At 60.5% G+C, this 22,861-nt stretch carries 21 protein-coding genes and 1 pseudogene; 12 read left to right on the top strand and 10 right to left on the bottom strand.

Annotation, left to right across the window (positions count from 1 at the left end; genetic code table 11):
- Nucleotides 1-116: 116 nt before the first annotated feature.
- From B0W55_RS22030 to B0W55_RS22045, 4 genes are all read right to left on the bottom strand, one after another.
- Nucleotides 117-1,091 (bottom strand): hypothetical protein, encoded by a 975-nt coding sequence (locus B0W55_RS22030; protein WP_077048024.1) that lies wholly within the window; start codon nt 1,089-1,091, stop codon nt 117-119.
- 11 nt (nt 1,092-1,102) lie between these two features.
- Nucleotides 1,103-1,591 carry a type VI secretion system tube protein Hcp gene (locus B0W55_RS22035; protein ID WP_077048025.1) on the bottom strand — a complete coding sequence of 163 codons (489 nt, stop codon included), beginning with the start codon at nt 1,589-1,591 and terminating at the stop codon, nt 1,103-1,105.
- Between the two features lie 306 nt (nt 1,592-1,897).
- Entirely contained in the window at nt 1,898-2,266 is a 369-nt protein-coding gene (locus B0W55_RS22040; RefSeq protein ID WP_077048026.1) for a PH domain-containing protein, read from the bottom strand.
- A gap of 169 nt (nt 2,267-2,435) precedes the next feature.
- Complete coding sequence (locus B0W55_RS22045) at nt 2,436-3,185, bottom strand: hypothetical protein (protein WP_077048027.1); 750 nt, start codon at nt 3,183-3,185, stop codon at nt 2,436-2,438.
- Between the two features lie 570 nt (nt 3,186-3,755).
- Here B0W55_RS22045 and B0W55_RS22050 point away from each other — a divergent pair.
- The 4 genes from B0W55_RS22050 to B0W55_RS22065 are packed head-to-tail and all read left to right on the top strand — an operon-like array spanning nt 3,756 to nt 8,885.
- Nucleotides 3,756-4,232 (top strand): formate dehydrogenase subunit gamma, encoded by a 477-nt coding sequence (locus B0W55_RS22050; protein ID WP_077048028.1) that lies wholly within the window; start codon nt 3,756-3,758, stop codon nt 4,230-4,232.
- Nucleotides 4,232-5,788 (top strand): NADH-quinone oxidoreductase subunit NuoF, encoded by a 1,557-nt coding sequence (locus tag B0W55_RS22055; protein ID WP_077048029.1) that lies wholly within the window; start codon nt 4,232-4,234, stop codon nt 5,786-5,788. The genes B0W55_RS22050 and B0W55_RS22055 overlap by 1 nt, the downstream gene beginning before the upstream one ends.
- Nucleotides 5,785-8,667, top strand: a complete 2,883-nt coding sequence (gene fdhF, locus B0W55_RS22060; RefSeq protein WP_077048030.1) for a formate dehydrogenase subunit alpha — start codon at nt 5,785-5,787, stop codon at nt 8,665-8,667. Before B0W55_RS22055 ends, fdhF begins: the two co-directional genes overlap by 4 nt.
- Nucleotides 8,664-8,885: a formate dehydrogenase subunit delta gene (locus B0W55_RS22065; protein ID WP_077048031.1), complete on the top strand. Its 222-nt coding sequence runs from the start codon at nt 8,664-8,666 to the stop codon at nt 8,883-8,885. The genes fdhF and B0W55_RS22065 overlap by 4 nt, the downstream gene beginning before the upstream one ends.
- A 144-nt stretch (nt 8,886-9,029) precedes the next feature.
- On the opposite strand, the gene B0W55_RS22070 is transcribed toward B0W55_RS22065, so the two are convergent.
- Entirely contained in the window at nt 9,030-9,374 is a 345-nt protein-coding gene (locus B0W55_RS22070; RefSeq protein ID WP_077048032.1) for a potassium channel family protein, read from the bottom strand.
- Between the two features lie 35 nt (nt 9,375-9,409).
- Nucleotides 9,410-9,865: a hypothetical protein gene (locus B0W55_RS22075; protein WP_077048033.1), complete on the bottom strand. Its 456-nt coding sequence runs from the start codon at nt 9,863-9,865 to the stop codon at nt 9,410-9,412.
- A 114-nt stretch (nt 9,866-9,979) separates the two neighbouring features.
- Between B0W55_RS22075 and B0W55_RS22080 the strand changes: the two genes are divergently transcribed.
- The 3 genes from B0W55_RS22080 to B0W55_RS22090 all read left to right on the top strand — a co-directional run bounded on the left by B0W55_RS22080 (nt 9,980) and on the right by B0W55_RS22090 (nt 12,928).
- Nucleotides 9,980-11,893, top strand: a complete 1,914-nt coding sequence (locus B0W55_RS22080; RefSeq protein ID WP_077048034.1) for an alkaline phosphatase D family protein — start codon at nt 9,980-9,982, stop codon at nt 11,891-11,893.
- A 123-nt stretch (nt 11,894-12,016) separates the two neighbouring features.
- The gene (locus B0W55_RS22085) at nt 12,017-12,496 is read left to right on the top strand and encodes an adenylate kinase (protein WP_077048035.1); all 480 of its coding nucleotides are present in this window, start codon (nt 12,017-12,019) and stop codon (nt 12,494-12,496) included.
- Between the two features lie 177 nt (nt 12,497-12,673).
- On the top strand, nt 12,674-12,928 hold the full coding sequence (locus tag B0W55_RS22090; RefSeq protein WP_077048036.1) for a type II toxin-antitoxin system Phd/YefM family antitoxin: 255 nt from the start codon (nt 12,674-12,676) through the stop codon (nt 12,926-12,928).
- Between the two features lie 57 nt (nt 12,929-12,985).
- On the opposite strand, the gene B0W55_RS22095 is transcribed toward B0W55_RS22090, so the two are convergent.
- The gene (locus B0W55_RS22095) at nt 12,986-14,161 is read right to left on the bottom strand and encodes an aspartate aminotransferase family protein (RefSeq protein ID WP_077048037.1); all 1,176 of its coding nucleotides are present in this window, start codon (nt 14,159-14,161) and stop codon (nt 12,986-12,988) included.
- 102 nt (nt 14,162-14,263) lie between these two features.
- On the opposite strand from B0W55_RS22095, the gene B0W55_RS22100 reads away from it, so the two are divergent.
- Together B0W55_RS22100 and B0W55_RS22105 are read left to right on the top strand one after the other, a co-directional pair.
- Nucleotides 14,264-15,169, top strand: a complete 906-nt coding sequence (locus B0W55_RS22100) for a LysR family transcriptional regulator (RefSeq protein ID WP_077048038.1) — start codon at nt 14,264-14,266, stop codon at nt 15,167-15,169.
- A gap of 75 nt (nt 15,170-15,244) precedes the next feature.
- Nucleotides 15,245-16,258, top strand: a complete 1,014-nt coding sequence (locus tag B0W55_RS22105; protein ID WP_077048039.1) for a sensor domain-containing diguanylate cyclase — start codon at nt 15,245-15,247, stop codon at nt 16,256-16,258.
- Here B0W55_RS22105 and msrA read toward each other — a convergent pair.
- From msrA to msrB, 3 genes and pseudogenes are all read right to left on the bottom strand, one after another.
- The gene (gene msrA, locus B0W55_RS22110) at nt 16,255-16,962 is read right to left on the bottom strand and encodes a peptide-methionine (S)-S-oxide reductase MsrA (protein ID WP_077048040.1); all 708 of its coding nucleotides are present in this window, start codon (nt 16,960-16,962) and stop codon (nt 16,255-16,257) included. The two genes, B0W55_RS22105 and msrA, sit on opposite strands and share 4 nt — an antisense overlap.
- A 30-nt stretch (nt 16,963-16,992) precedes the next feature.
- A complete protein-coding gene (locus B0W55_RS22115) occupies nt 16,993-18,768 on the bottom strand; it encodes a cytochrome c biogenesis protein DipZ (protein WP_077048041.1) in 1,776 nt (591 codons plus the stop codon).
- A gap of 30 nt (nt 18,769-18,798) precedes the next feature.
- Nucleotides 18,799-19,316: pseudogene (gene msrB / locus B0W55_RS22120) on the bottom strand (peptide-methionine (R)-S-oxide reductase MsrB).
- Nucleotides 19,317-19,582: 266 nt separating this feature from the next.
- Between msrB and B0W55_RS22125 the strand changes: the two are divergent.
- From B0W55_RS22125 to B0W55_RS22135, 3 genes are all read left to right on the top strand, one after another.
- A complete protein-coding gene (locus B0W55_RS22125) occupies nt 19,583-20,302 on the top strand; it encodes a response regulator transcription factor (protein ID WP_077048042.1) in 720 nt (239 codons plus the stop codon).
- A complete protein-coding gene (locus B0W55_RS22130; RefSeq protein ID WP_077048043.1) occupies nt 20,299-21,819 on the top strand; it encodes a HAMP domain-containing sensor histidine kinase in 1,521 nt (506 codons plus the stop codon). Before B0W55_RS22125 ends, B0W55_RS22130 begins: the two co-directional genes overlap by 4 nt.
- Nucleotides 21,820-21,990: 171 nt before the next feature.
- A complete protein-coding gene (locus tag B0W55_RS22135; RefSeq protein ID WP_077048044.1) occupies nt 21,991-22,695 on the top strand; it encodes a hypothetical protein in 705 nt (234 codons plus the stop codon).
- The last annotated feature ends 166 nt before the right edge of the window (nt 22,696-22,861 follow it).

Genomic DNA, 22,861 nt, shown 5'->3' on the forward strand with positions numbered 1-22,861 from the left:
TTCTACCAAGATGCTTTTCAATTAACCCGGTGTAAAGACAAGAAAACAAAACAATCCAGAATAATGTAAAGAACAGGCATACCATTGCAAATAGTGCAACGTACGCCAATATTACTTCACTCATCATAAACACCCTCATATACTATTTCGCCAACACCCTCTCCAGTGGTATTACCAAATTCCCCGCCAGCCCATCCACCTAACGCACCCCCAATAATTGCACAAGCTAAGGCGCCAGGGCCTGCGGTGGCGAAGCCAAGTACTGCAACACAACCGACCATAGCCGTACTGCTCCCTACAGTTCCTCCGAATGATCCAAGAATAATACTTCCAGACAACTTACCACCCTCAACATATTTTGCCTTCCTGCATTCCGTTTCGCGCCCAGTCGTACATGCGGCATAGATAGAGGTTCCAGCGGCACTTATACTCAGACCGACACCTAAGTAAGTACCTTTCTTCAGGATATTCGAAGCTTTCGCCACACCGTTAATAGTTTCTGCATAGCCTGTTATCACCCCTGAGTGCAAATAGGTTTGTTTGGATATTTCAAGCATATGTCTTATCGAGCCTTGATTGCGTAGGCCTGATCCATATTTGGCAAAACCTTTCAATTGCTCATCAAGCTGCATGAATAACAATTCGCGCTTCGCTAAAAAATCATTTCGACCCTGAGCCGTCCCACTTCTGATGTGATATCGATGAGCCGCTTCAATTTCTTCAAGTGTTTTCTTGATACCATCGAGGTGTTTACTCCAGGCACTGCCGACGCTACCTATGCCAATAGATGAATACCCAAGCGCTCTAGTGATGAGCTCATGATTCTCCACTAAAAATCCATCAGCCTGCATTCCGTTGGCCATCAGCGCCGAGTGGACTTCAAAGGCTTTCTTCATGTAGAACGCCTCTTCAGTCGTACAGGAAGGTGTCGAATTATCACCGACAATTATTAACTCGCCTGGCAGCACCACTGCATTTAAAACATGTGCATTTAATACATCAAACTTTGCCTTCGAGTTTTTGCCAAGCTGCAATGTCGATTTCAAATATGAGTAAGGTTGCATTTTTGAATTTATAAAGGTCACAGGCATGAGTGGCGATCTCAGGAATACTTTTTATTATTGATGCGATCCCAACCGCCCGCTACGTTACCTCCGCCAGCACCATCCGTTCGTTTTTGCTGGGTGTAGATTGTTTTAATGCGACCGTAGTTCAAGCTCAGGCTTTCAGTAGGTACGCCATCATTTGCGCTTTGTGAATAGCTTGAAATGATGACTTCTTCCAACGTGACCTCAAAATACTTCTGCTTCTCGCCTCCGGCGCGGTGCAGTGTCAGTACCACTTCCTTAAGATGATCACCGGCGCAGCTGATCTCTATGAGCTTACAACTGGATTTGTCCAGGTTCTTGGTGAACGTGAAGTCACTAACGGTCGTGCGCCCCGATGAGGCGCCACCTGATGAACTGGCTGTTGCCGAAGTGCTTTGCTGAGTGCCAAAGCTGTACCCGGTAATTTCAATCCAATCCTTATGTTGCTCGTCCAGCGCTTCGCCTGGAATACCATCGATTTTAATAAAAGCATCAAACGCCATGAGACCGCTCCTTGGCAGTGGGTAGTTTGTCCTTTAAAGGAGCGGTCAATCTACGCCATTCGGATTCAGCGATAACTCATCCAGCCATTGCCGAAAAACAGAAACAGACGATTCCGATACTGTTTTGGCATTCGGATGTAGGACGCTTCGACGCAGGAGGCATTGGGTGGCTTGGGCTGGCGCTATCGCCAGCAGGCTGGCTCCCACAGGGGTTTTGTGTGTAGTGGGTAATTTGGATTAGCCCCGAGGTTTCGGGGCTTTTTGTTGTGCGGGGTTTGGCTGCGGGGTGATGGGCAACCCGTCAGGTCAAAGCAGATGCTGAGAAATCAGCTTGGAAATTTCCACCATCGACGTCTTGCCGGTGAACTCGAATTTCACCTTCCCCAGCGACGAAAAGTAAATCTCCAGTTCCGAATCCAGGTCGAACGTGCCTGAGGTTTCGACCGAGTACGCCACGATGTTTTTGTACGGCAGTGAGGTGAAGTCTTTTTTGCTGCCGGTGATGCCTTGGACGTTGACCGAGATGATGCGTTTGTTGGTAAACACCACACCGTCGCGCATGGATTTGTATGAATCGATGACGTGTTCGCCGTCGATCAAAAGGGCGGACACGCGTTCGGCGTATTCGTCGTTTTGCTTGAGTTTGAAGAATCCTTTGTTGTTGAAATCAATCATCTGTCTTTCCCTGTTTTTCAAATGAACGGCTTGAGCCTGAAGTGGATGCAGTTTGAATTCAGATGTCGGTGCGGGCAAATCGAGCGTGGTCGGCTCAATGTTCATGTGGCTGGGCTGACGCTTTCGCGAGCAAGCCCGCTCCCACAGGGATTGGGTTACAGACTGCCGGCTACTTCAGCGTCTTTACCACTCGAATGTTGAGGGGAAATCCATCCTCTCCGGGCAGTTTCTTCCACCCCACGTACTGAAAAGTCGCCTTTTCATCAATGTAGTCGCCCCACTCGACTTCTTTACCGCCCAGTACTGCAACGTTGCGGTTGATGGCGCATATGCCATCCGAAGGACCAACGGTGTAGATCACATAGGGTTCGACGTATTTCGCGGCGCGGAAATGGCGGCCGCAGCCAGCATCGACTTTGATCATCAATGTCTTCAGGTTGTCTTCGCCATCGAGCTCGGCGTGCCGGTCGAGTTGCCCGATTTCGCCGACATCGGTGAAGCCCAGAGAGCGAGCACGCTTGTAGTCCGAGGAGTTCAGGTGTTCGGTCTCGGCTTGCCGAAAATGCTCATCCAGCGCCTCGCTGGCTTCAATACCGCCCTGGATCGCGATCTCTTTCGCCAAGGGAAAGACGCTCTCACACTGGGCGTAATCGGGGGAGCCGAGGTTTGACTGGGGGAGGTTATCGCGATGGACAGTAAAGGTTCGCAGATACATCTGGATAGTGGGTAAAGCATCCTTGAGCGTCTGGCGCCCGCTCTGCACCTCGGTCACTGCCCGCTGCAATTGCTGGCAATCGGAGAGATAGGCCTGCCTGGCTTCTTCCGGGGGCTCACTCCATTCAGCGGCGAGCGCCGGGGTCATCACGACGGCGAAACTGAGAGCGCAGAGCAAACGCGAGGCTGGAGCGACAGTGGGCATGTGTAGTCCGTTACTAAGCTGAAGAAAGTGGCGCGACGCTACTATTTTGCCATTTGGCTGTCCACCGAGCCTGTTTCCTGCAAGCAGAGTGGTTGGGGGTCAGTTTTGCTTTTTGTGGTGGCTGGGCTGACGCTTTCGCGAGCAAGCCCGCTCCCACAGGGGTTGTTGGTTGCCGCGACTGCGCATCTGCGCCTTAGTAATACCCACACATCTGATGCTGTTTCTCCCCTGTAACACTTGCTATATATCTTCCCTCGACAAGCCCGTACGGGCATTGGGCCAGTAGGTGAACGCCCCTGGCGGCTCTCATCTAGACTCAATGGAGAGTCGTAGGCAGAACCGAACACGTCGCTTTGGTGCAGTTCGATCAATAGCCGCGTGGCAAGCTGCCCTTTATGCCCAGTAGAGGTGCGACGAAGATCGTGCCGGGCACAACAAGATGCCCGCCAAGGGTGCCCTGGCCATCGGCCTGACAATGCCACGATACCGTGACGTGGTGTGAATGCCGCAGCCGACACTTTCGGACGACCGACAACCACTTGGTTTGTCCGTGACCGTGAGGATTGCTGAATGCCTGATGAGTTGTTGCACTTGCCTGTGGTCAATAGCCTGCTGGAGCGCCACAAGGGCTCCCCGGGTGCACTGTTGCCCATTCTTCACGATATTCAGGAACGCATCGGTTACATCCCCGATGCCGCCGTTCCCGAGATTGCCCACGCCCTCAATCAGAGTCAGGCCGAGATTCGCGGGGTGATCAGTTTCTACCACGACTTCCGTACCGCGCCGCCTGCCAAACATATCCTGCGTCTGTGCCGGGCCGAGTCCTGCAAGAGTCGCGGCGCCGAGCAGTTGGCCGCGCAGTTGCGCGATCGCCTGCAACTGGACGATCACGGCAGCAGCGCCGATGGCAGCATCAGTTTGCGGCCGGTGTATTGCCTGGGGGCTTGCGCCTGTTCGCCGGCCCTGGAGTTGGATGGCAAGGTGCATGCGCGGCTCAGTGCCGAGCGTTTGGACGCCCTGCTCGCTGCTTGCCGGGAGGACGTGTGATGCCGACTCTGTATTTGCCAGCAGACTCGCTGGCCCGTGCCGTGGGCGCCGATGAAGTCTGCACCGCCCTGGTCACTCAGGCCAAGCAACGCAACCTGCCGCTGGAGTTGCAGCGCACCAGTTCCCGGGGCCTGTACTGGCTGGAACCGCTACTGGAAGTGGACACCCCACAAGGCCGTTTCGGCTTCGGCCCGCTGACCGCTGCCGATGTGCCATCGGTGCTTGAGGCACTGAATAACCCATCCGCGCATCCCCTGGCCCTGGGTCTGGTGGAAGAGCTGCCCTATCTGAAAACCCAACAACGCCTGCTGTTCGCCCGCGCCGGCATCACCCGTCCCCTGTCGCTGGACGACTACCGAGCCCACGGCGGTTTCGAAGGCCTGCAGCGTGCCGTCGCCCTCGGCGGCGAGCAAACCGCCAGCGCCGTGTTCGACTCCGGCCTGCGCGGCCGTGGCGGCGCAGCCTTCCCCGCCGGGATCAAATGGCGCACGGTGCGAGGCACCCAAGCCGCGCAAAAATACATCGTCTGCAACGCCGACGAAGGCGACTCCGGCACCTTCGCCGACCGCATGCTGATGGAAGGCGACCCCTTCCTGCTGATCGAAGGCATGGCCATCGCGGGTATCACCGTCGGCGCCACTCTCGGCTACATCTATGTACGCTCCGAATACCCCGACGCCGTGGCGACGCTGCGCGCCGCACTGAACCTTGCCCGGACCGCCGGTTACCTGGGCGCCAATGTCGGTGGCAGCGGTCAGGCCTTCGATCTGGAAGTGCGCGTCGGCGCCGGTGCCTACATCTGCGGTGAAGAAACCGCCCTGCTGGATTCCCTCGAAGGCAAGCGCGGCATCGTCCGCGCCAAGCCGCCGATCCCCGCGTTGCAAGGCCTGTTCGGCCAGCCGACCCTGGTGCACAACGTGCTGACCCTGGCCTCGGTGCCGCTGATTCTGGCCAAGGGCGCGCAGTTCTATCGCGACTACGGCATGGGCCGCTCCCTAGGCACCATGCCCTTCCAGTTGGCGGGCAATATCCGTCACGGCGGGCTGGTGGAACGGGCCTTTGGCCTGACCCTGCGCGAACTGCTGGAAGACTACGGCGGCGGGACTGCCAGTGGTCGGCCGGTGAAAGCCGCGCAGGTCGGCGGCCCGCTGGGCACCTGGGTGCCGCCGTCGCAATTCGATACACCGCTGGATTACGAGGCCTTCGCTGCCATGGGCGCGATGCTCGGCCACGGTGGAGTGGTGGTCGCGGACGACACCCTGGACATGGCGCAGATGGCGCGTTTTGCCATGCAATTCTGCGCCGAGGAGTCCTGTGGCAAGTGCACGCCGTGCCGCATCGGCTCGACCCGGGGTGTGGAGGTGATCGATCGCTTGCTGGCATCGCCGGACCAGAGCGGTCGCGATCAACAGGCGCTCATCCTCAAGGACCTGTGCGACACCATGCAATACGGTTCGCTGTGCGCGCTGGGCGGCATGGCCCCCTTTCCGGTGGTCAGCGCCCTCAAGTACTTCCCCGCCGACTTCGGTCTGCAAGCCTCGGAGGCCGAGCAATGATCACTCTCTTCGACCCGAAAACCGATATCGATCTGGGCACGCCTGCCCGCGACAGCCAGGTGCAAGTCACCCTGAACATCGACGGCCGCAGCATCAGCGTGCCCGAAGGCACCTCGGTGATGCGCGCTGCCGCGATGCTGGGCACCACCATTCCCAAACTCTGCGCCACCGACAGCCTGGAACCCTTCGGCTCCTGCCGCATGTGCCTGGTGGAGATCGACGGCATGCGCGGTTACCCGGCGTCCTGCACCACGCCGGTCACGGAAGGCATGACCGTGCACACCCAGACGCCGAAGCTCGCGACCCTGCGCCGCAATGTCATGGAGTTGTACATCTCCGATCACCCGCTGGACTGCCTGACCTGCTCGGCCAACGGCAACTGCGAATTGCAAACCGTGGCCGGCCAGGTCGGCCTGCGCGAGGTGCGTTATGGCTACGAAGGCGACAACCATCTGGCCGATGTGAAGGACACCTCCAACCCCTACTTCGATTACGACCCGAGCAAGTGCATCGTCTGCAACCGCTGCGTGCGCGCCTGCGAAGAAACCCAGGGCACTTTTGCGCTGACCATCACCGGGCGCGGTTTCGAGTCCCGGGTGTCGGCTGCCGGTGGCGAGAACTTCCTCGACTCGGAATGCGTGTCCTGCGGCGCCTGTGTACAGGCCTGCCCTACCGCAACGCTGATGGAAAAAAGCGTGGTGGAACTGGGTCAGCCCGAGCGCAGCGTGATCACCACCTGCGCCTATTGCGGTGTGGGTTGCTCGTTCCGCGCCGAGATGAAAGGCGATCAACTGGTGCGCATGGTTCCGGACAAGAACGGCCAGGCCAACCACGGCCATTCCTGCGTGAAAGGGCGTTTCGCCTGGGGCTACGCCACCCACCCGGATCGCATCACCAAACCGATGATCCGTAAAAACATCAGCGACCCGTGGCAGGAAGTCAGCTGGGATGAGGCGGTGACCTACGCCGCCAGCGAATTCCGTCGCCTGCAGCAGAAATATGGCCGCGATTCCATCGGCGGCATCACCTCCAGCCGCTGCACCAACGAAGAAACCTACCTGGTGCAAAAACTGGTGCGCGCCGCGTTCGGCAACAACAACGTCGACACCTGTGCGCGGGTCTGCCATTCGCCGACCGGTTATGGCTTGAAACAAACCTTGGGCGAGTCCGCCGGCACCCAGAGTTTCGACTCGGTGATGCAGGCCGACGTGATTTTGGTGATGGGCGCCAACCCCAGCGACGCGCACCCGGTGTTCGCCTCCCAGCTCAAGCGCCGCCTGCGTGAAGGTGCGCGGCTGATCGTGATCGACCCGCGCCGCATCGATCTGGTGGACGCGATCCATGCCCGCGCCTCGCTGCACCTGGCGCTGCGCCCCGGCACCAACGTCGCCATGCTCAATGCCCTGGCCCATGTGATCGTCACCGAAGGTCTGCTCAATCAGGACTTCATCGACGCCCGTTGCGAAGCCATTGATTTCGCCCGTTGGAGCGAACTGGTCAGCCGGCCGGAGAACTCGCCGGAAGTGCTGGGCGCCATCTGCGGTGTGGCCGCTGACGACATTCGTGCTGCGGCGCGCTTGTACGCCACCGGTGGCAATGCGGCGATCTATTACGGCCTGGGCGTCACCGAGCACAGTCAGGGCAGCACCGCCGTGATGGGCATCGCCAACCTGGCCATGGCCACCGGCAACATCGGGCGCGAAGGCGTGGGCGTGAACCCGTTGCGGGGGCAGAACAACGTGCAGGGGTCCTGCGACATGGGTTCCTTCCCCCACGAGTTGCCTGGTTACCGGCACATCTCCAACGAGGTGGTGCGCAATCAGTTCGAGCAAGCGTGGAAAGTGACCCTGCACCCTGAGCCGGGCCTGCGCATCCCCAACATGTTCGAGGCAGCGCTGGGCGGCAGTTTCAAAGGCTTGTATTGCCAGGGTGAAGACATCGCCCAGAGCGATCCGAATACCCAGCACGTCACCGCAGCACTGTCGGCCATGGAGTGCGTGGTGGTGCAGGATATTTTCCTCAACGAAACCGCCAAGTTCGCCCATGTGTTTTTGCCGGGCAGTTCGTTCCTCGAGAAGGACGGCACCTTCACCAACGCCGAACGGCGCATCTCCCGTGTTCGCAAAGTGATGGACCCGCTGGGTGGCAAGGCCGATTGGGAAGGCACCGTGGCGCTGGCCAACGCCCTGGGCTATCCGATGAACTACAAACATCCGTCGGACATCATGGATGAAATCGCCAGCCTGACGCCGACCTTCACCAACGTCAGCTACGCCGAACTGGAGCGTCACGGCAGCCTGCAATGGCCGTGCAACGCCGCGGCACCGGACGGCACGCCGACCATGCACATCGAGGAATTCGTGCGCGGCAAGGGGCGCTTCATGCTCACCGGTTACGTGCCGACCGAGGAGAAGGTCAACAGCCGTTATCCGCTGCTGCTGACCACCGGGCGCATCCTCAGCCAGTACAACGTCGGCGCGCAGACTCGGCGTACCGACAACGTGGCCTGGCATGACGAAGACCGCCTGGAAATCCACCCGACCGACGCCGAGAGCCGTGGCATCAACGAGAACGACTGGGTCGGCATCGGCAGCCGCGCCGGGCAGACCGTGTTGCGCGCGCGGGTCACCGAACGGGTTGCGCCGGGCGTGGTGTACACCACCTTCCACTTCCCGGAATCGGGGGCCAACGTGATCACCACCGACAACTCCGACTGGGCCACCAACTGTCCGGAGTACAAGGTCACCGCCGTGGAGGTCAGCCGCGTCTATCACCCATCCGAGTGGCAGAAACGCTATCAGGCCTTCAGCGACGAACAGGACCGGCTGCTCAAGGACCGTCGTCAGGCCCGTGGCGATAAGGCGGAGGTACGCCGATGAGCACCGACAACCTGATCAAGATGGCCAACCAGATCGCCCAGTACTTCGCCAGCCAACCGGACCAGGAACAGGCGGTGCTCAGCGTGCGCAACCATATACAGATGTTCTGGGCGCCGAGCATGCGCAAGGAACTGCTGGCGTGGCAGACAGAGCATCATGGGGAGGCTTTGCACCCGCTGGTGCAGGCCGCGGTGAGTGGCGCGGGTTGGGAGGCCTGACCCAGAACCGTTGATCACAAAAAACCCTGTGGGAGCGGGCTTGCTCGCGAAAGCGGTAGGTCAGTCAAGATCGATGTCGACTGACCCACCGCTTTCGCGAGCAAGCCCGCTCCCACAATGGGGTGTGTACATCTCCCTCGCCCGTTACTCCTTCCCCCGCTCCCGCACATGCACCGCAATCTCGATCGCCCGAATACTGATCGCGGCAAATATCGCGGTCATCAGCACGCCGTTGAACCCCAGCAAAATCGCCAGCACCCGTGACATCGCCAACTTGGGCACCAGCTCGCCATAGCCAATGGTCAACCCCGTCACGAAAGCGAAGTAGATGCCATCCGTCAGCGCCCAGCCTTCCAGGTAACCGATGATCAGGCCGAACAGCACGATCAGCACCAGCAGGACGGAGAAGATCGGCCAGACCACACGCAAATAGAACCAGACCGCTTTGTAGAACTCATGACGCACGAGGGATGCGTGAGTGTGGTTCATGTCCCGGACCTCCCGGCCTGCCTGTGCGGCAATTGTTATTCCACCTGAATCGGTCCCTTGGTCCCGGCATCGCTGTCGGTCCAGTAGTCCTCATCCTTCAACCGCCGATCGCCCTGAATCGTGAACGTGAGCTTGCCCTGGCGAAACTGCAACGCGCCGTCCGTGCGCTTGGCATTGACGCGCTTGCCGTTGACCCAGACGTTCTCCTTGGAATCGATACGGATGGTGGCCACCGTCGCGCCGGCCTCGCTCTTGGCAACCCATTGCCCGGCATACGGCGTTGGCGCGCTGGCGGCGTCCGGGGCCTGTGGATTACTGAAACCGGCCTTGGCGTTTTCCGCCTTGGACTTGTGGATATCACAGCCCTGGGTCTCGCTGACCTGTGTACAACCGGAGGCTTCCAGTTGCTTGCGATACTTGTCGTTGATGGCATAGGCCGGGGCCTGGGCGGTGATCAGGACAATCAGCGCCGGCAGGATGAATCTGTTCATGTGCACCTCGTTGCGGGTCGATGCCTGGCTTGGGCAGCAGATTGCACTCTAGTCGGTTCCGCCGTCAGCTGCGTTATCATCGCCGGCCTCTGTGCCCCAAGAGCTTGAAACCGGATGTCCGTGACACTGCCCGAGGATCTTCAATCATTGCCCCCTGTGCTGGCCGGGCCGTTGCTGCGGCGCCTGGAGCCTGCGCGGCTGGTGCTGTGGCTGGTGGGTTCGCGGGCGCTGGCGTTGACCCTGCGTGTGCAGGGCGTGGGCGATATTCGTCTGGATGCCGGTAGCTGCACGGTGATTGCCGTGGGCACCCATGCCTTTGTGCACCTGATCGATGTGTCACTGGATGTTGCCCTGCCTTGGGATGAGGTGATCGAGTACGACCTGCTGATCGATGGCGTGAGCGGTATCAAGGCGTGGGCGCCAACGCTGTTGTACGGCAATGCGCAATGTCCGAATTTTGTATTACGGTCGCGGATCGACCAATTGCTCCACGGTTCCTGCCGCAAACCGCATCACCCGGCGGCGGACGGTTTGCTGTGTGTGGATAACGTGTTGGCGCTGGATCACGAAGCCGTCGAGCGCCCCGCACTGCTGATGATGAGCGGCGATCAGGTGTACGCCGACGACGTGGCCGGGCCCATGTTGCGGGCCATTCATGCCTTGATCGAGCGGCTGGAGTTGTTCGGCGAGCACCTGGAAGGTGCGGTGGTCAGCGACAGTGCCAAGCTCTATGAACACCCCGCCAGTTACTACCATCGTGCGGATTTGCTGCCGGCGCTGGAGAGCAACGAGACCCTGCGCGAGCGGTTTTTCGGCGGGGCGCGCAAGCCGATTTTCACCAGCAGCAGCGCCGACAATCATCTGGTGACTTTCGCCGAAGTCATGGCGATGTACCTGCTGGTCTGGTCGCCGGTGCCGTGGACCCTGATTGCGCCGCAACCGCCCGTGCTGACACCGCAAAGACGCGAGCGCTATGCGCTGGAACAGACCCGCATCGACGGTTTCACGGCTGGCCTGGGCCAGGTCGCCCGGGCGTTGGCGCACTTGCCGACGCTGATGATTTTCGACGACCACGACATTACTGACGACTGGAACCTTTCCGCGCAATGGGAGGAAACGGCCTACGGCCACCCGTTCTCCAAGCGCATCATCGGTAACGCCTTGTTGGCCTACATGCTGTGCCAGGGCTGGGGCAATAACCCGGATGCCTTCGGTGCCGTGCTGGATAAGGCCCGCTCGCTGAGCGCCACCGGCCACGACCGTTACCTCGACAGTGCGGTCCAGGACGCCTTGATCGATGGGTTGCTGAAATTCCAGCACTGGCATTACGTGCTGCCGACCACCCCGGCCATGGTGGTGCTCGACACCCGTACCCGGCGCTGGCGCAGCGAGATGAACCTCAAGCAGCCCTCGGGCCTGCTGGACTGGGAAGCCCTCAGCGAACTGCAACAGGAGCTGCTGGACCACCCTTCGGCGATCATCGTCTCCCCGGCGCCGGTGTTCGGTGTGAAGTTGATCGAGACCGTCCAGCGCATCTTCAGCTGGTGTGGCTATCCGCTGCTGGTGGACGCGGAAAACTGGATGGCCCATCGCGGCGCGGCGCAGGTGATCCTGAACATTTTCCGACACTCACGTACACCGGGCAGTTACGTGGTGCTGTCAGGCGATGTGCATTATTCCTTCGTCTACGAAGTGCTGATCCGACACCGCAAGGCCGGGCCGCGCATCTGGCAGATCACCAGCAGCGGCATCAAGAACGAATTCCCGCCAAGATTGCTGGAATGGTTCGACCGCCTCAACCGCTGGCTCTACTCGCCGCGCTCGCCCCTGAACTGGCTGACCAAACGCCGGCGCATGCGCATCGTCCCGCACATTCCGGAACATGCTGAAACGGGCGAGCGGCTGTGGAATTCGGCGGGGATCGGGCAGGTGTTCTTTAATGACAAAGGGCAGCCCAGCGATATCTTCCAACACAACTCAAACGGTTTACCGAAGACCCGAATGGTCGCGCCCGAGCACAACGATTGAAAACACGCCCCACAACCTGTGGGAGCGGGCTTGCTCGCGAAAGCGCAGTGTCAGGCGACATTTAAGTTTATGACCCAACGCCTTCGCGAGCAAGCCCGCTCCCACACTGGATTGGTGCTGCCCATGGACCTCACCCGAACCCTGATCATCGGCAACTCCGGCTCCGGCAAGAGCTGGCTGGCCCAACGCCTGTCCCGACAGCTTCAGGTGCCATGGACCGATCTCGACCGCATCCACTGGCTATCCGACGAACACAGCATCCCCCGCCCCCGCGGCGAAGCGCTGGCGATGGCGCGGATTGCCGCCAGTGAAGCGCGTTGGGTGATCGAAGGGGTCTATGGCTGGATCGTCAGCGAACTTCAGCCTCGAGCGACGGCGTTGGTCTGGTTGAGTGTTGAAGATGAGGAGTGCGTTGCGAATATTCGACGACGCGAAACAGACGATGGCGAACGGTTGATCGCCTTGTTGGAATGGGCAAGCAGTTATCGAACGCGTGATGACTCCAGCGGTTTTGCGGCGCATTGGCGGCTGTTCGAAAGTTTCAGTGGTACGAGAATCCAACTCATGACTCGGGACGAAGTCACTCTATTCCCTGGACAGTGATCATCCACGGTTAGCCTCGATCAGCACACTCAAATCGGATCCGGACTACACCACTCTCGGAAACGTCCCGAAGAGGTTTCGACGATACTCAAAGCGAACGTCGATGCGGCCATCGCACGACGACCATACAGAGATGCCTATCTCTGTTTATATTCTGCGTAGAGTCAGGACTTTTGCATGCACATCTTCAATGACACCAAGGCCTGCACCCACTTGGCTCACATCATGGATCGCGTCAATCACGACGGCATTGCGCTGTTGATCTTCCGTCAAGAAGGCGAGCCGGTGGTAATGATATCGTTGGCCGAATACAACGCGCTTGTAGAGACCGGCTACCTACTCCGTTCACCTGCCAATGCCGAACGGCTAATCAAATCCCTCAGCAACTTGCGAGCAGGAAACACCCAAACTCGACAACTCATCGAAACATGAAAATCGAGTTCAATCCTCTAGGAACCGCCCAAGGCAGCTCCTGGAAGGGAATGTGCTTCACGCCGCATTAATCGCCCGACTCACCCCTCTCACAATCATCTCCACCTCCCGCTCATCGATCGTCAGCGGCGGCAGCAACCGAATGGTCTGCCCACGGGTCACGTTGATCAGCAGGCCGTGGTCGCGGGCGGCGATCAGGGTCAGGTCGCGGATCGGTTGCTTGAGTTCGATGCCGATCATCAGGCCCTGGCCGCGGATGGCCAGGACGTTCGGGTGGTCGGCCAGTTCCATGCGCAATCTGGCCAGCAGGCGTTCGCCCTGCACTGTTGCATTGGCCAGCAGCCCTTGCTCCTCAATGATGTCCAGCACGGCGCAACCCACCCGGCACGCCAGCGGGTTGCCGCCGAAGGTGCTGCCGTGGCTGCCGGGGGTGAACAGTTCGGCGGCTCGGCCCCGGGCCAGGCAGGCGCCGATGGGGATGCCGTTGCCCAGGCCTTTGGCCAGGGTCATGACGTCGGGGACGATGCCTTCGTGCTGGAAGGCGAACCACTGGCCGGTGCGGCCGATGCCGGTCTGGATTTCATCGAGCATCAGTAGCCAACCGAACCGGCTGCAGAGGTCGCGCACAGCCTTGAGGTAGCCCGGTGGCGCCAGTTGCACGCCGCTTTCGCCCTGGATCGGCTCCATCAGGATCGCCACGATGCGCGGCCCATGCGCCTGCTGCACGCGGTCCAGCGCCTTGAGATCACCGAACGGCACCTTGATGAAGTCCCCGGGCAATTTGTTGAACCCCAACCTAACGGCCGGCCCGTCGCTGGCGGACAGGGTGCCGAGGGTCCGGCCGTGAAAGGCGTTCTCCATCACCACCACCAGCGGCTGTTCGATGCCTTTGCGCCAGCCATGCAGGCGGGCGATTTTCAGTGCGGTTTCGTTGGCCTCGGCGCCGGAGTTGTTGAAAAACGCCCGGTCCATGTGGGAAAGGTCCGTGAGCCTCTGCGCCAGTCGCTGCTGCCAGTCGATGCTGTAAAGGTTCGAGGTGTGCAACAGCAACCCGGCCTGCTCGGTGATGGCGGTGACGATTTTAGGGTGCGAGTGCCCCACGTTGGTCACCGCCACGCCGGCGACCGCGTCCAGGTATTCGCGACCGGCCTGATCCCACAGGCGTGTGCCCAGGCCTTTAGCGAAGCTCAGGGCCAGGGGTTGGTAAGTGCTCATCAGGCAGGCGGCGGTCATGACATCAGGCTCCATCAATTGTCGGTGTTTTTGCAGTATGGTTAGCCACCTGAGCTGGATAAACTGCGCAAAACTTCGATCATTTAAAAGCTGGGCTTGATAATGGATTTGTTCCAGGCAATGAACGTTTACGTAAGAGTCGTGGAAGCCGGCAGCATGACCGCCGCCGCACAGCAGTGCGAAATGTCCACGACCATGGTCGGCAATCACCTCAAGGCGCTGGAACAGCGACTCGGTGTGCGCCTGATCAACCGCACGACACGTCGCCAACGCCTGACGGAATTCGGCAGCGCTTATTACCAGCGTTGTCTGGAGGTGTTGGGACTGGTGGCGGACTCGGAACGCCTCGCAGAACAAACCCTGGACGAACCCAGCGGTACCTTGCGCATCACCGCGCCACTGACCTTCGGCACCGAACGCCTGGCGCCGGCCTTGAGTGAATTCAGCCTGCACAATCCACGGGTAAAACTGGATGTCGTGCTGACCAATCGCCGCCCTGACCTTCTGGAAAATGGCTTCGACGTGGCCTTCCGGCTGGGCGCACTGGAACCTTCCAACCTGATTGCCCGCCCGTTGATCGATTACACACTGACCATGTGCGCCTCAAAGGAATACCTGGCCCGTCGTGGCGCGCCTCAAAAGCCCGAAGACCTGCAACACCACGACTGCCTGGCGTTTGCCTACCCGGCCGGCGACGACTGGCAAGCGGTAGCGCGACAATGGCGCCTCAACAGTCCGCAAGGCGAAATCGTGGTGGACGTCAGTGGTTCGCTGGTGATCAACAGCTCGGCGGGGCTGCACCAGGCGGCGCGAACCGGGATGGGCATCGTGATGGTGCCCGATGCGCTGGTGGAGCAGGATCTGAAGGACGGCAAACTGGTGCCGCTGCTGCAAGGCTATCAACTGCCGAGCCGGCCGATGCACCTGGTGTATGCCCAGGACCGCTATCGCCTGCCCAAACTGCGACGTTTCGTCGATTTCGCCGTGGGGATGTGGGGCAAGCACTAGCAGGTCCGAGGCCCCATGAATTAATCTCCGCGCAAGGCTGGTCATTTTGATATCAGGGCAGCAGGGAGAGCCGCGATGGGCGAGGCATCGAACATCGAACCATTGAAATTCAATCTGTCGGACATGAACGACAGCATGCTGCATACCGTCCTGGAACTGGTCAGCGACGGCATCTGGGACTGGAACGCCAACACCGGTTTCGTCTACCGCAACGCCCGCTGGTACGAAATGCTCGGCTATTCGCCGCACTCTCTGGACAACAATGTGTTGACCTGGGAAAACGTCATCCACCCCGATGACTATCCACAGGTCATGTCACGGTTCGATGATTACCTGAATGAGCGCAGCCCCGGCTACCAGGCCGAGTACCGTTGCCGCACCCACGACGGCAGGTACATCTGGATCGAAGACCGCGGCTACGTGCTGGCACGCAACGCCGACGGCTCGGTGGCGCGCATGGTCGGCGCGCACCGCAGCATCGAGGACAAGCGACGACTCTTCGAAGCGCTGGAACGGCGCAATCACTCACTCGAAACGATGATCGAAGAACGCACCCGGGAACTGTCACGGGTCAATGAGCAACTGCAACTGCAGCTCGAAGAAAACCGCAAACTGGCGCAAACCGACGCGCTGACTTCAATCGCCAATCGCTATCGCCTGGAACAGGCGCTGCCCCAGGCCTGTGAGCGCGCCCAGCGTTTTCGCGAGCCCCTGTCACTGATCGCCATGGACATCGACGACTTCAAGAGCATCAACGACCACTATGGCCATGCGCTGGGGGATGCGGCGCTGGTGCACGTGGTCGAAAACGTGCAGCGCTTCGTGCACGACGTCGATCTGCTGGCCCGCTGGGGCGGTGACGAATTTATCCTGATCCTGCCCAACACTCCGCTGGCCGATGCCAGAACCCGCGCCGAAGCCATCCGCAGTGGCCTGGCAAGCCTGGCTCCGGTCGGCGACTTTCAGGTGACCATGAGCTTCGGCGTGGTCCAGCGTTTTGAAGACGAACAACAGACCGGCCTGATGGCTCGCGCCGACCAGGCCCTCTACCGTTCGAAAATCGCCGGCAAGAACGTGATTTCCGCCTAGCCCCCGGCCTTCACCAGCACCGGTTTTTCCTGATAGCGATCCGGGTACAGCTGCTTGAGCTGTGCCACCTTCGGCAGGTCGTTGATCACGATATAGGGATAGCTCGGGTGTTCGGTCAAAAAGTCCTGATGCTCCTCCTCCGCCGGGTAAAAACCGTTGTAACTCTCCAGCTTGGTCACGATGGGTTTACTGAACGAATGGGCTGCGTCGAGCTGGGCGATGTAGGCCTGTGCGACCTTCTGCTGCTCGCTGCTTTTGGTGAAGATCGCCGAGCGATACTGGGTGCCGGTGTCCGGCCCCTGGCGGTTGAGTTCGGTCGGGTTGTGCGCCACCGAAAAGTAGATCTGCAGCAATGTGCCGTAGCTGACCTGGCTCGGATCGAAGGTCACTTCCACGGACTCCGCATGGCCGGTATCGCCATTGCTGACCTGCTCGTACTGTGCGGTGTTGGCCGCACCGCCGGCGTAACCGGAGACTGCATTCTTCACGCCTCTGACATGCTGGAACACCCCTTGGACGCCCCAGAAACAACCGCCGGCGAAGACCGCGGTTTCACGCTTGGCCTGGGTGACTTCATCGAGGGTGGGTGGCGCAATCAGCACCGCTTCCTCGGCACCGCCCAAAGAAAATGCCGAGCATTGGCCGATGACGCCGGCAGCCGCCAGCCCCATCAATGTACGACGCCAGGTGAAGAAGGTTTTCATGGGTTGGATTCCTGAAAGATTGAAAGATGATTAACCGAAGGTAAAGGCATAAGCCGATGCGCCCGGATCAAGAAACTCGATACTGAAGGTGCGGTCCTGCACACCGCCGCTCTGGCGCACCAGTTGATACAAACGCTGCTCGGTGACGGTGCCGCTGCCATCGGGCGTGACGTCCATGCCGTGGTCGTCCTGGGGGGCCTTGCCGTCGATCAGCACCTTGAAGCGCACTGGTTTGCCGTCCGCGCCAGGGCCAAGCACCAGATGCAGGTCGCGAGCGTGGAAGCGGTAGACGATGCGGCTGGCCGATGCGCTGGCCGTGGCCTGCTCGGGGCCGACCTTCCATTGGCCGCCCAGGCTCCAGTCGTTGAGCGCCAGTTGCGCCGCAGGCTGATAGGTCGAGACCTTGTCCGGCACCAGGCTGGTTTCCGGCACGAAATGCTCCGCACGCTGGTAGCCGATATAGGTTTCCGGCGATTGCACGTCGGTGTTGTCCGGCGCCATCTGCACGCCGTCGGCCTTGGCCTCGATCAGCCCGTCCGTCACCTTGCTGGCGCCCGCCTCACGCAACAGTTGCTGGATGACGCGCTCCGATTCGGCGTATTCGCCTTCGCCAAAGTGGTGGTAGCGAATGCGCCCCTGGGCGTCGGCAAAATAGTGCGCCGGCCAGTACTCGTTGTTGAAGGCGCGCCAGATCTTGAACTCGTTGTCGATGGCCACCGGGTAGTGAATGCCCAGGTCCTTCATGGCCTTGGTGACGTTATCCACATTGCGCTCGAAGGCGAACTCCGGCGCATGCACCCCGATCACCACCAAGCCCTGATCGCGGTACTTGTCGGCCCAGGCTTTGACATAGGGCAGCGAGCGCAGGCAGTTGATGCAGGAGTAGGTCCAGAAATCCACCAGCACCACCTTGCCCTTGAGCGCCTGGGCATCGAGGGGTGGTGAGTTGAGCCACTGCACCGCGCCGTCCAGCGGCGGCAATTGGCCTTCGACCGGCAAGGTGCCCGGGGTTTTCTCGGCGACTTTCATCGCACCGGACGTGCCAGGGTTTTGCGCCATCATCGCCCCACTGTTGCGCGGCGACTTATCGGCCAGTTTTTCCACCAGTGCCTGCTCGATACCGCCCGTAGAGGCGGATGAAAACTGCGCCAGAATGCCTGTATCGAGCCCCAGGGCGATGGCCGCCACACCGGCCAGCATCGCCACGCCAAGTCCGCGACGGACCCATTCGCCAGCGCCGATCGAGCGCTTCATCGCAGCGAATACCTTGCTGCCCAGCAACAGCGCCACGGCCAATGAAGTCGCAGCACCGGCGGCATACGCCAGCAGTAACAACGTGGTTTGAATGCTTGCGCCCTGCAACGCCGCACCGGTCAGCAGCAGGCCAAGGATCGGCCCGGCGCAGGGTGCCCACAGCAGGCCCGTGGCGACACCGATCAGCAATGAAGCCCCCGGACGTGGCCGGGCATCGGCACCGGCTGCTTCGGACAAGCGACTGCCCGCCGCGACCAGCGGCCGGGTCAGGCGCTCGGCCAATTGCGGCAACAGCAGCGTGAGGCCGAACAGGGCCACGAACACCAGCGCCAACCAGCGCCCGAACTGATTGAGTTGCACCACCCAGCCACCGCCCACCGCCGCCAGCGTGGCGACCAACGCGAAAGTCAGCGCCATGCCCGCCAGCAGCGGCAGGCCGCTTTTCACGAACGGTTGCCCGGTACGGGCGAAGACAAAGGGCAGTACCGGCAAGATGCACGGACTGACGATTGTCAGCACACCGCCCAGATAAGCGAGGATCAGAAGCCACATGGCGACTACCTGTACGTGGAGTGGAAGGAATCAGGCGGTTTGGGGCTCGAACTTCATGGCCAGCCCGTTCATGCAGTAACGCAGGCCGGTCGGTTTGGGACCGTCGTCGAAGACATGGCCCAGGTGACCGCCACAACGCCGGCAGTGCACTTCTTCGCGCAGCACCCCGAACGAGCGGTCCTGACGGGTGGCCACGGCCTTGTCCAGCGGTGCCCAGAAACTCGGCCAGCCGGTGCGGCTGTCGAACTTGGTCGCCGAGGAAAACAACGGCAACTCACACCCGACGCAGGCGAAGGTGCCGTCCCGGTGCTCGTTGTTCAGCGGGCTGGTGTAGGCTCGTTCAGTGCCTTCTTCACGCAGGATGGCGTACTGCTCGTCGCTGAGGATGGCGTGCCATTCGGTGTCGCTGTGGGTCACTTCGAACACTCTGCGGCATCAGCCTCGCTGATCAGCGCAGTGCTGGTGGCAAATTTTGGCAATACACCGATCGCCAGGGCTGCAACCCCCAGCCCGCCGCTCGCCCACAGGAATTGCCGTCTTGAAAACATGCTCGTCTCCGAAAAAACCAAGGGTGTGTCATGGAACACAGCCTAGGCTTGGGTTGATCGCCAAATCCTCACGGGAAGTTAAACAATTCGTGATAACTGCGGCCCGATAAAACCCGCACAATGTGCCCACCCCCGCTGTAGGAGCGAGCTTGCTCGCGATGGTATTTCTGGTTCAGAGGTGTCGCCTGACACGCCATCGCCAGCAAGCTCGGTCCTGCAGAGGGGATTGCGCACAATGTGCCCATTGCGTCGAAGGATTGAACTGAATGGAACAGAACAAACGCGTCCTCGTGGTCGAGGACGACCTGCATATCGCCGACCTCATCTGTCTGCATCTGCGCGATGAGCAGTTCGAGGTGGTGCACTGCGCCGACGGCAATGAAGGCATGCGTCTGCTGCAGCAAGGAAGCTGGGATGCACTGATCCTCGATTTGATGCTGCCCGGGGTCGACGGCCTCGAAATCTGCCGGCGCGCCCGAGCCATGGCCCGCTACACCCCGATCATCATCACCAGTGCCCGCTCCAGCGAAGTGCATCGTATTCTCGGGCTGGAACTGGGCGCCGATGACTACCTGGCCAAACCCTTTTCGATGCTCGAACTGGTGGCCCGGGTCAAAGCCCTGTTGCGCCGGGTCGATGCCATGGCACGCAACCTGAAGATGGACGCCGGCAGCCTGAACATCGACGGCCTGGCCATCGATCCGATCACCCGCGAAGTGGCCCTCGACGGCCGGCGCCTGGACCTCACGCCACGGGAGTTCGACCTGCTGTACTTCTTCGCCCGCCAGCCCGGCAAAGTGTTTTCACGCATGGACCTGCTCAACGCCGTGTGGGGCTACAGCCACGAAGGCTACGAACACACGGTCAACACCCACATCAATCGACTGCGGGCGAAGATCGAAACCGACCCGACGCAACCGGCGCGCATCCTCACAGTCTGGGGGCGCGGCTATAAATTCGCCGCCAGCGAGGAGCAACAAACATGAGGTTGACCCTCACACAACGCCTGTCCCTGGTGTTCGCCGTGCTGCTGCTGGTGTGCTGCGGCACGTCGGCGTGGATGCAGGTGCGTTCCAACCAGATGCATGAACAGGAAGTGGTGCAGGGCCTGTCCCGGGACCTGGCGCAACACATCGCCCGCGACACGGTGCTGATGGACACCCAGGGGCTGATGCCCAACGCGGTGCGTAACCTGTTCAGCCAGTTGATGCTGGTCAATCCCAGCGTCGAGGTGTACCTGTTGGACAACGCCGGCAAAATCGTCGGCAGCGCTGCGCCTGAGGGGCGGATACAGCGTGAACAGGTGGACCTGGCACCGATCCAGCGTTTGATCAAGGGCGACGCCTTGCCGATTCTCGGCGACGATCCACGCAGCGCCGATGCGCGCAAGGTGTTCAGCGCGGCGCCGCTCAAGGTCGATGGCAAACCGGCGGGTTATCTCTACGTGGTGCTGCTCGGTGAGGACCACGACCGCATCGCCGAGCGCGGCGCCACCAGCGCGGCGCTCAATACCGCCCTGCTCTCCATCGGCCTGGTGGCGCTGCTGTGCCTGATTGCCGGTCTCACCGCGTTTGCCCTGATCACCCGGCCGCTGCGACGCCTGACCGACAGTGTCAGTCGTTTCGATATCGACGGTATTCCGGTCACGCCCGCGGCCACCCTGCCCACGGAGCAAGCCGCCAGCCACGATGAAATCGCCATCCTCGATGCCACGTTCCGGCAGATGCAGGCACGGCTCGGCGAGCAATGGCGCTCGCTGACCCGTCAGGATCAGGAGCGCCGCGAACTGGTGGCGAACATCTCCCACGACTTGCGCACGCCGCTGGCGTCCTTGCATGGCTATCTGGAAACCCTGTCGCTCAAGGACGCCACCCTGTCCCCCGCCGATCGCCGCCGTTACCTGGGCATCGCGCTGGACCAGAGCCGCAAGGTCGGCGGGCTGGCGCAGTCATTGCTGGAACTGGTGCGCCTGGAGCATGGCTTCGTGCAACCGGTGCTGGAGCGCTTCTCACTGACTGATCTGGCCCAGGACATCTTCCAGAAATTCGAACTCACCGCCGAAGCGCGACAGGTCGAACTCAAGGCCACCTTCGCCCCTAACGTGTCGGCTGCCTGCGCTGACCTTGGGTTGATCGAACGGGTGCTGACCAACCTGTTCGACAATGCGCTGCGTCATACCCCCCAGGGTGGAGAAATCGAACTGAGCCTGCGCCCGCAAGGATCATTCATTGAAGTGACCGTCAGCGACACCGGCCCCGGTATTGCCCCCGAACTGCGCGAAGGGTTGTTCCTGCGCCCGTTCAACATTGGTGGCGCACGGCGTGACGGTGGCTTGGGGCTGCGGATCGTGCATCGCATCCTGCAACTGCATGGCTGCGAGATTCAGTTGATCGATGTCCCGGGGCGCGGGGCGACGTTTCGCTTTTCATTGCCCAAGGATGAAGAGACAGCGAGCGCCCTGGCCGAGCGGTCGGTGAACCTGAATACACCGGGGCATGCCTGACAGACCGAGGGGCCTGCATCGCGAGCAAGCCCGCTCCCACAACAGGCAAAAAAACGACCAGCCGCCCGTTGATCCGTGACAACACCGCCCCGGTCCAATAGATTAGTCGGCCGGAAAAAGCCCCCGCGCTTTCTCGCCCCTATTCAAGCTCAAAGAAGTAGTGAAATTTCAATGTCCGATTCCAATACCGCTGAAACCGTAGTCACCCTGTCGTCCAAAGCGGAATACGAAAACTCCATCAATCTTTCACAACACGTGCCCCAGGCCAAAACCATCAGTGAGATGGTGCTGGACGCTTTCCAGTCCAGCCGCGAAAGCGACCAGATTCGCGAGCTGCGCGCCGCGATTCGCCAGGCACATGACAGCTTCGACGATGACAAGGCCTACGAGCTGATGGGCCAGCTCAAGCAACTCAAGGACGCCGAAGCGGCGGACATCGCCGCCTTGGAAGACCTGAGCAGCAAGTTCTCGATCGGCCGCATTCTGTCCAGCTTCAAGGACGACCCGGCGTTCCAGGAAATCGTCTATGGCCTGGCGTTGAAAGTGCTGAACCAGACCCATCAGGCGATCAGCAACCCGAGCGGTGGCAAGGGCAAGGCCGCCAAGGCCAAGAAAGAAGTCGAAGTGTTCACCATCAGCAAGGACGGCATCAGCGTCACCCTGCCCCTGCGCACCCCGCGTTCGCGCCTGAACGTTGACCGTGAGGCCCTTGAGTTCCTGGGTTTCACCTTTGTGGGCGAAGGTGAGGAAGCGGAATTGGAAAGCGAGACTTTCCTGGACAACAGCGGCGCCGAGCAGGCCATCAACCGCAAGAACATCATCACTGCGCTGCAACAGCAGACGGCGTTTGACGGTTACACAATCGCCGCGCAGTAATCAGAGCTTTCGTGGCGAGCGAGCTTGCTCGCGCTGGGCTGCGAAGCAGCCCCAAAATCCTGGCGGCCCCACATATTTTGTGAGTGCTACGCACTCAAGCGGGAGCAAGCTCCCTCGCCACAGATGATTTCCTTACCGCAGCTCACTCAACCCCACCCAAAAGCCC

The sequence above is a fragment of the Pseudomonas sp. KK4 genome, from assembly GCF_001984065.1.
Taxonomy (GTDB): Bacteria; Pseudomonadota; Gammaproteobacteria; order Pseudomonadales; family Pseudomonadaceae; genus Aquipseudomonas.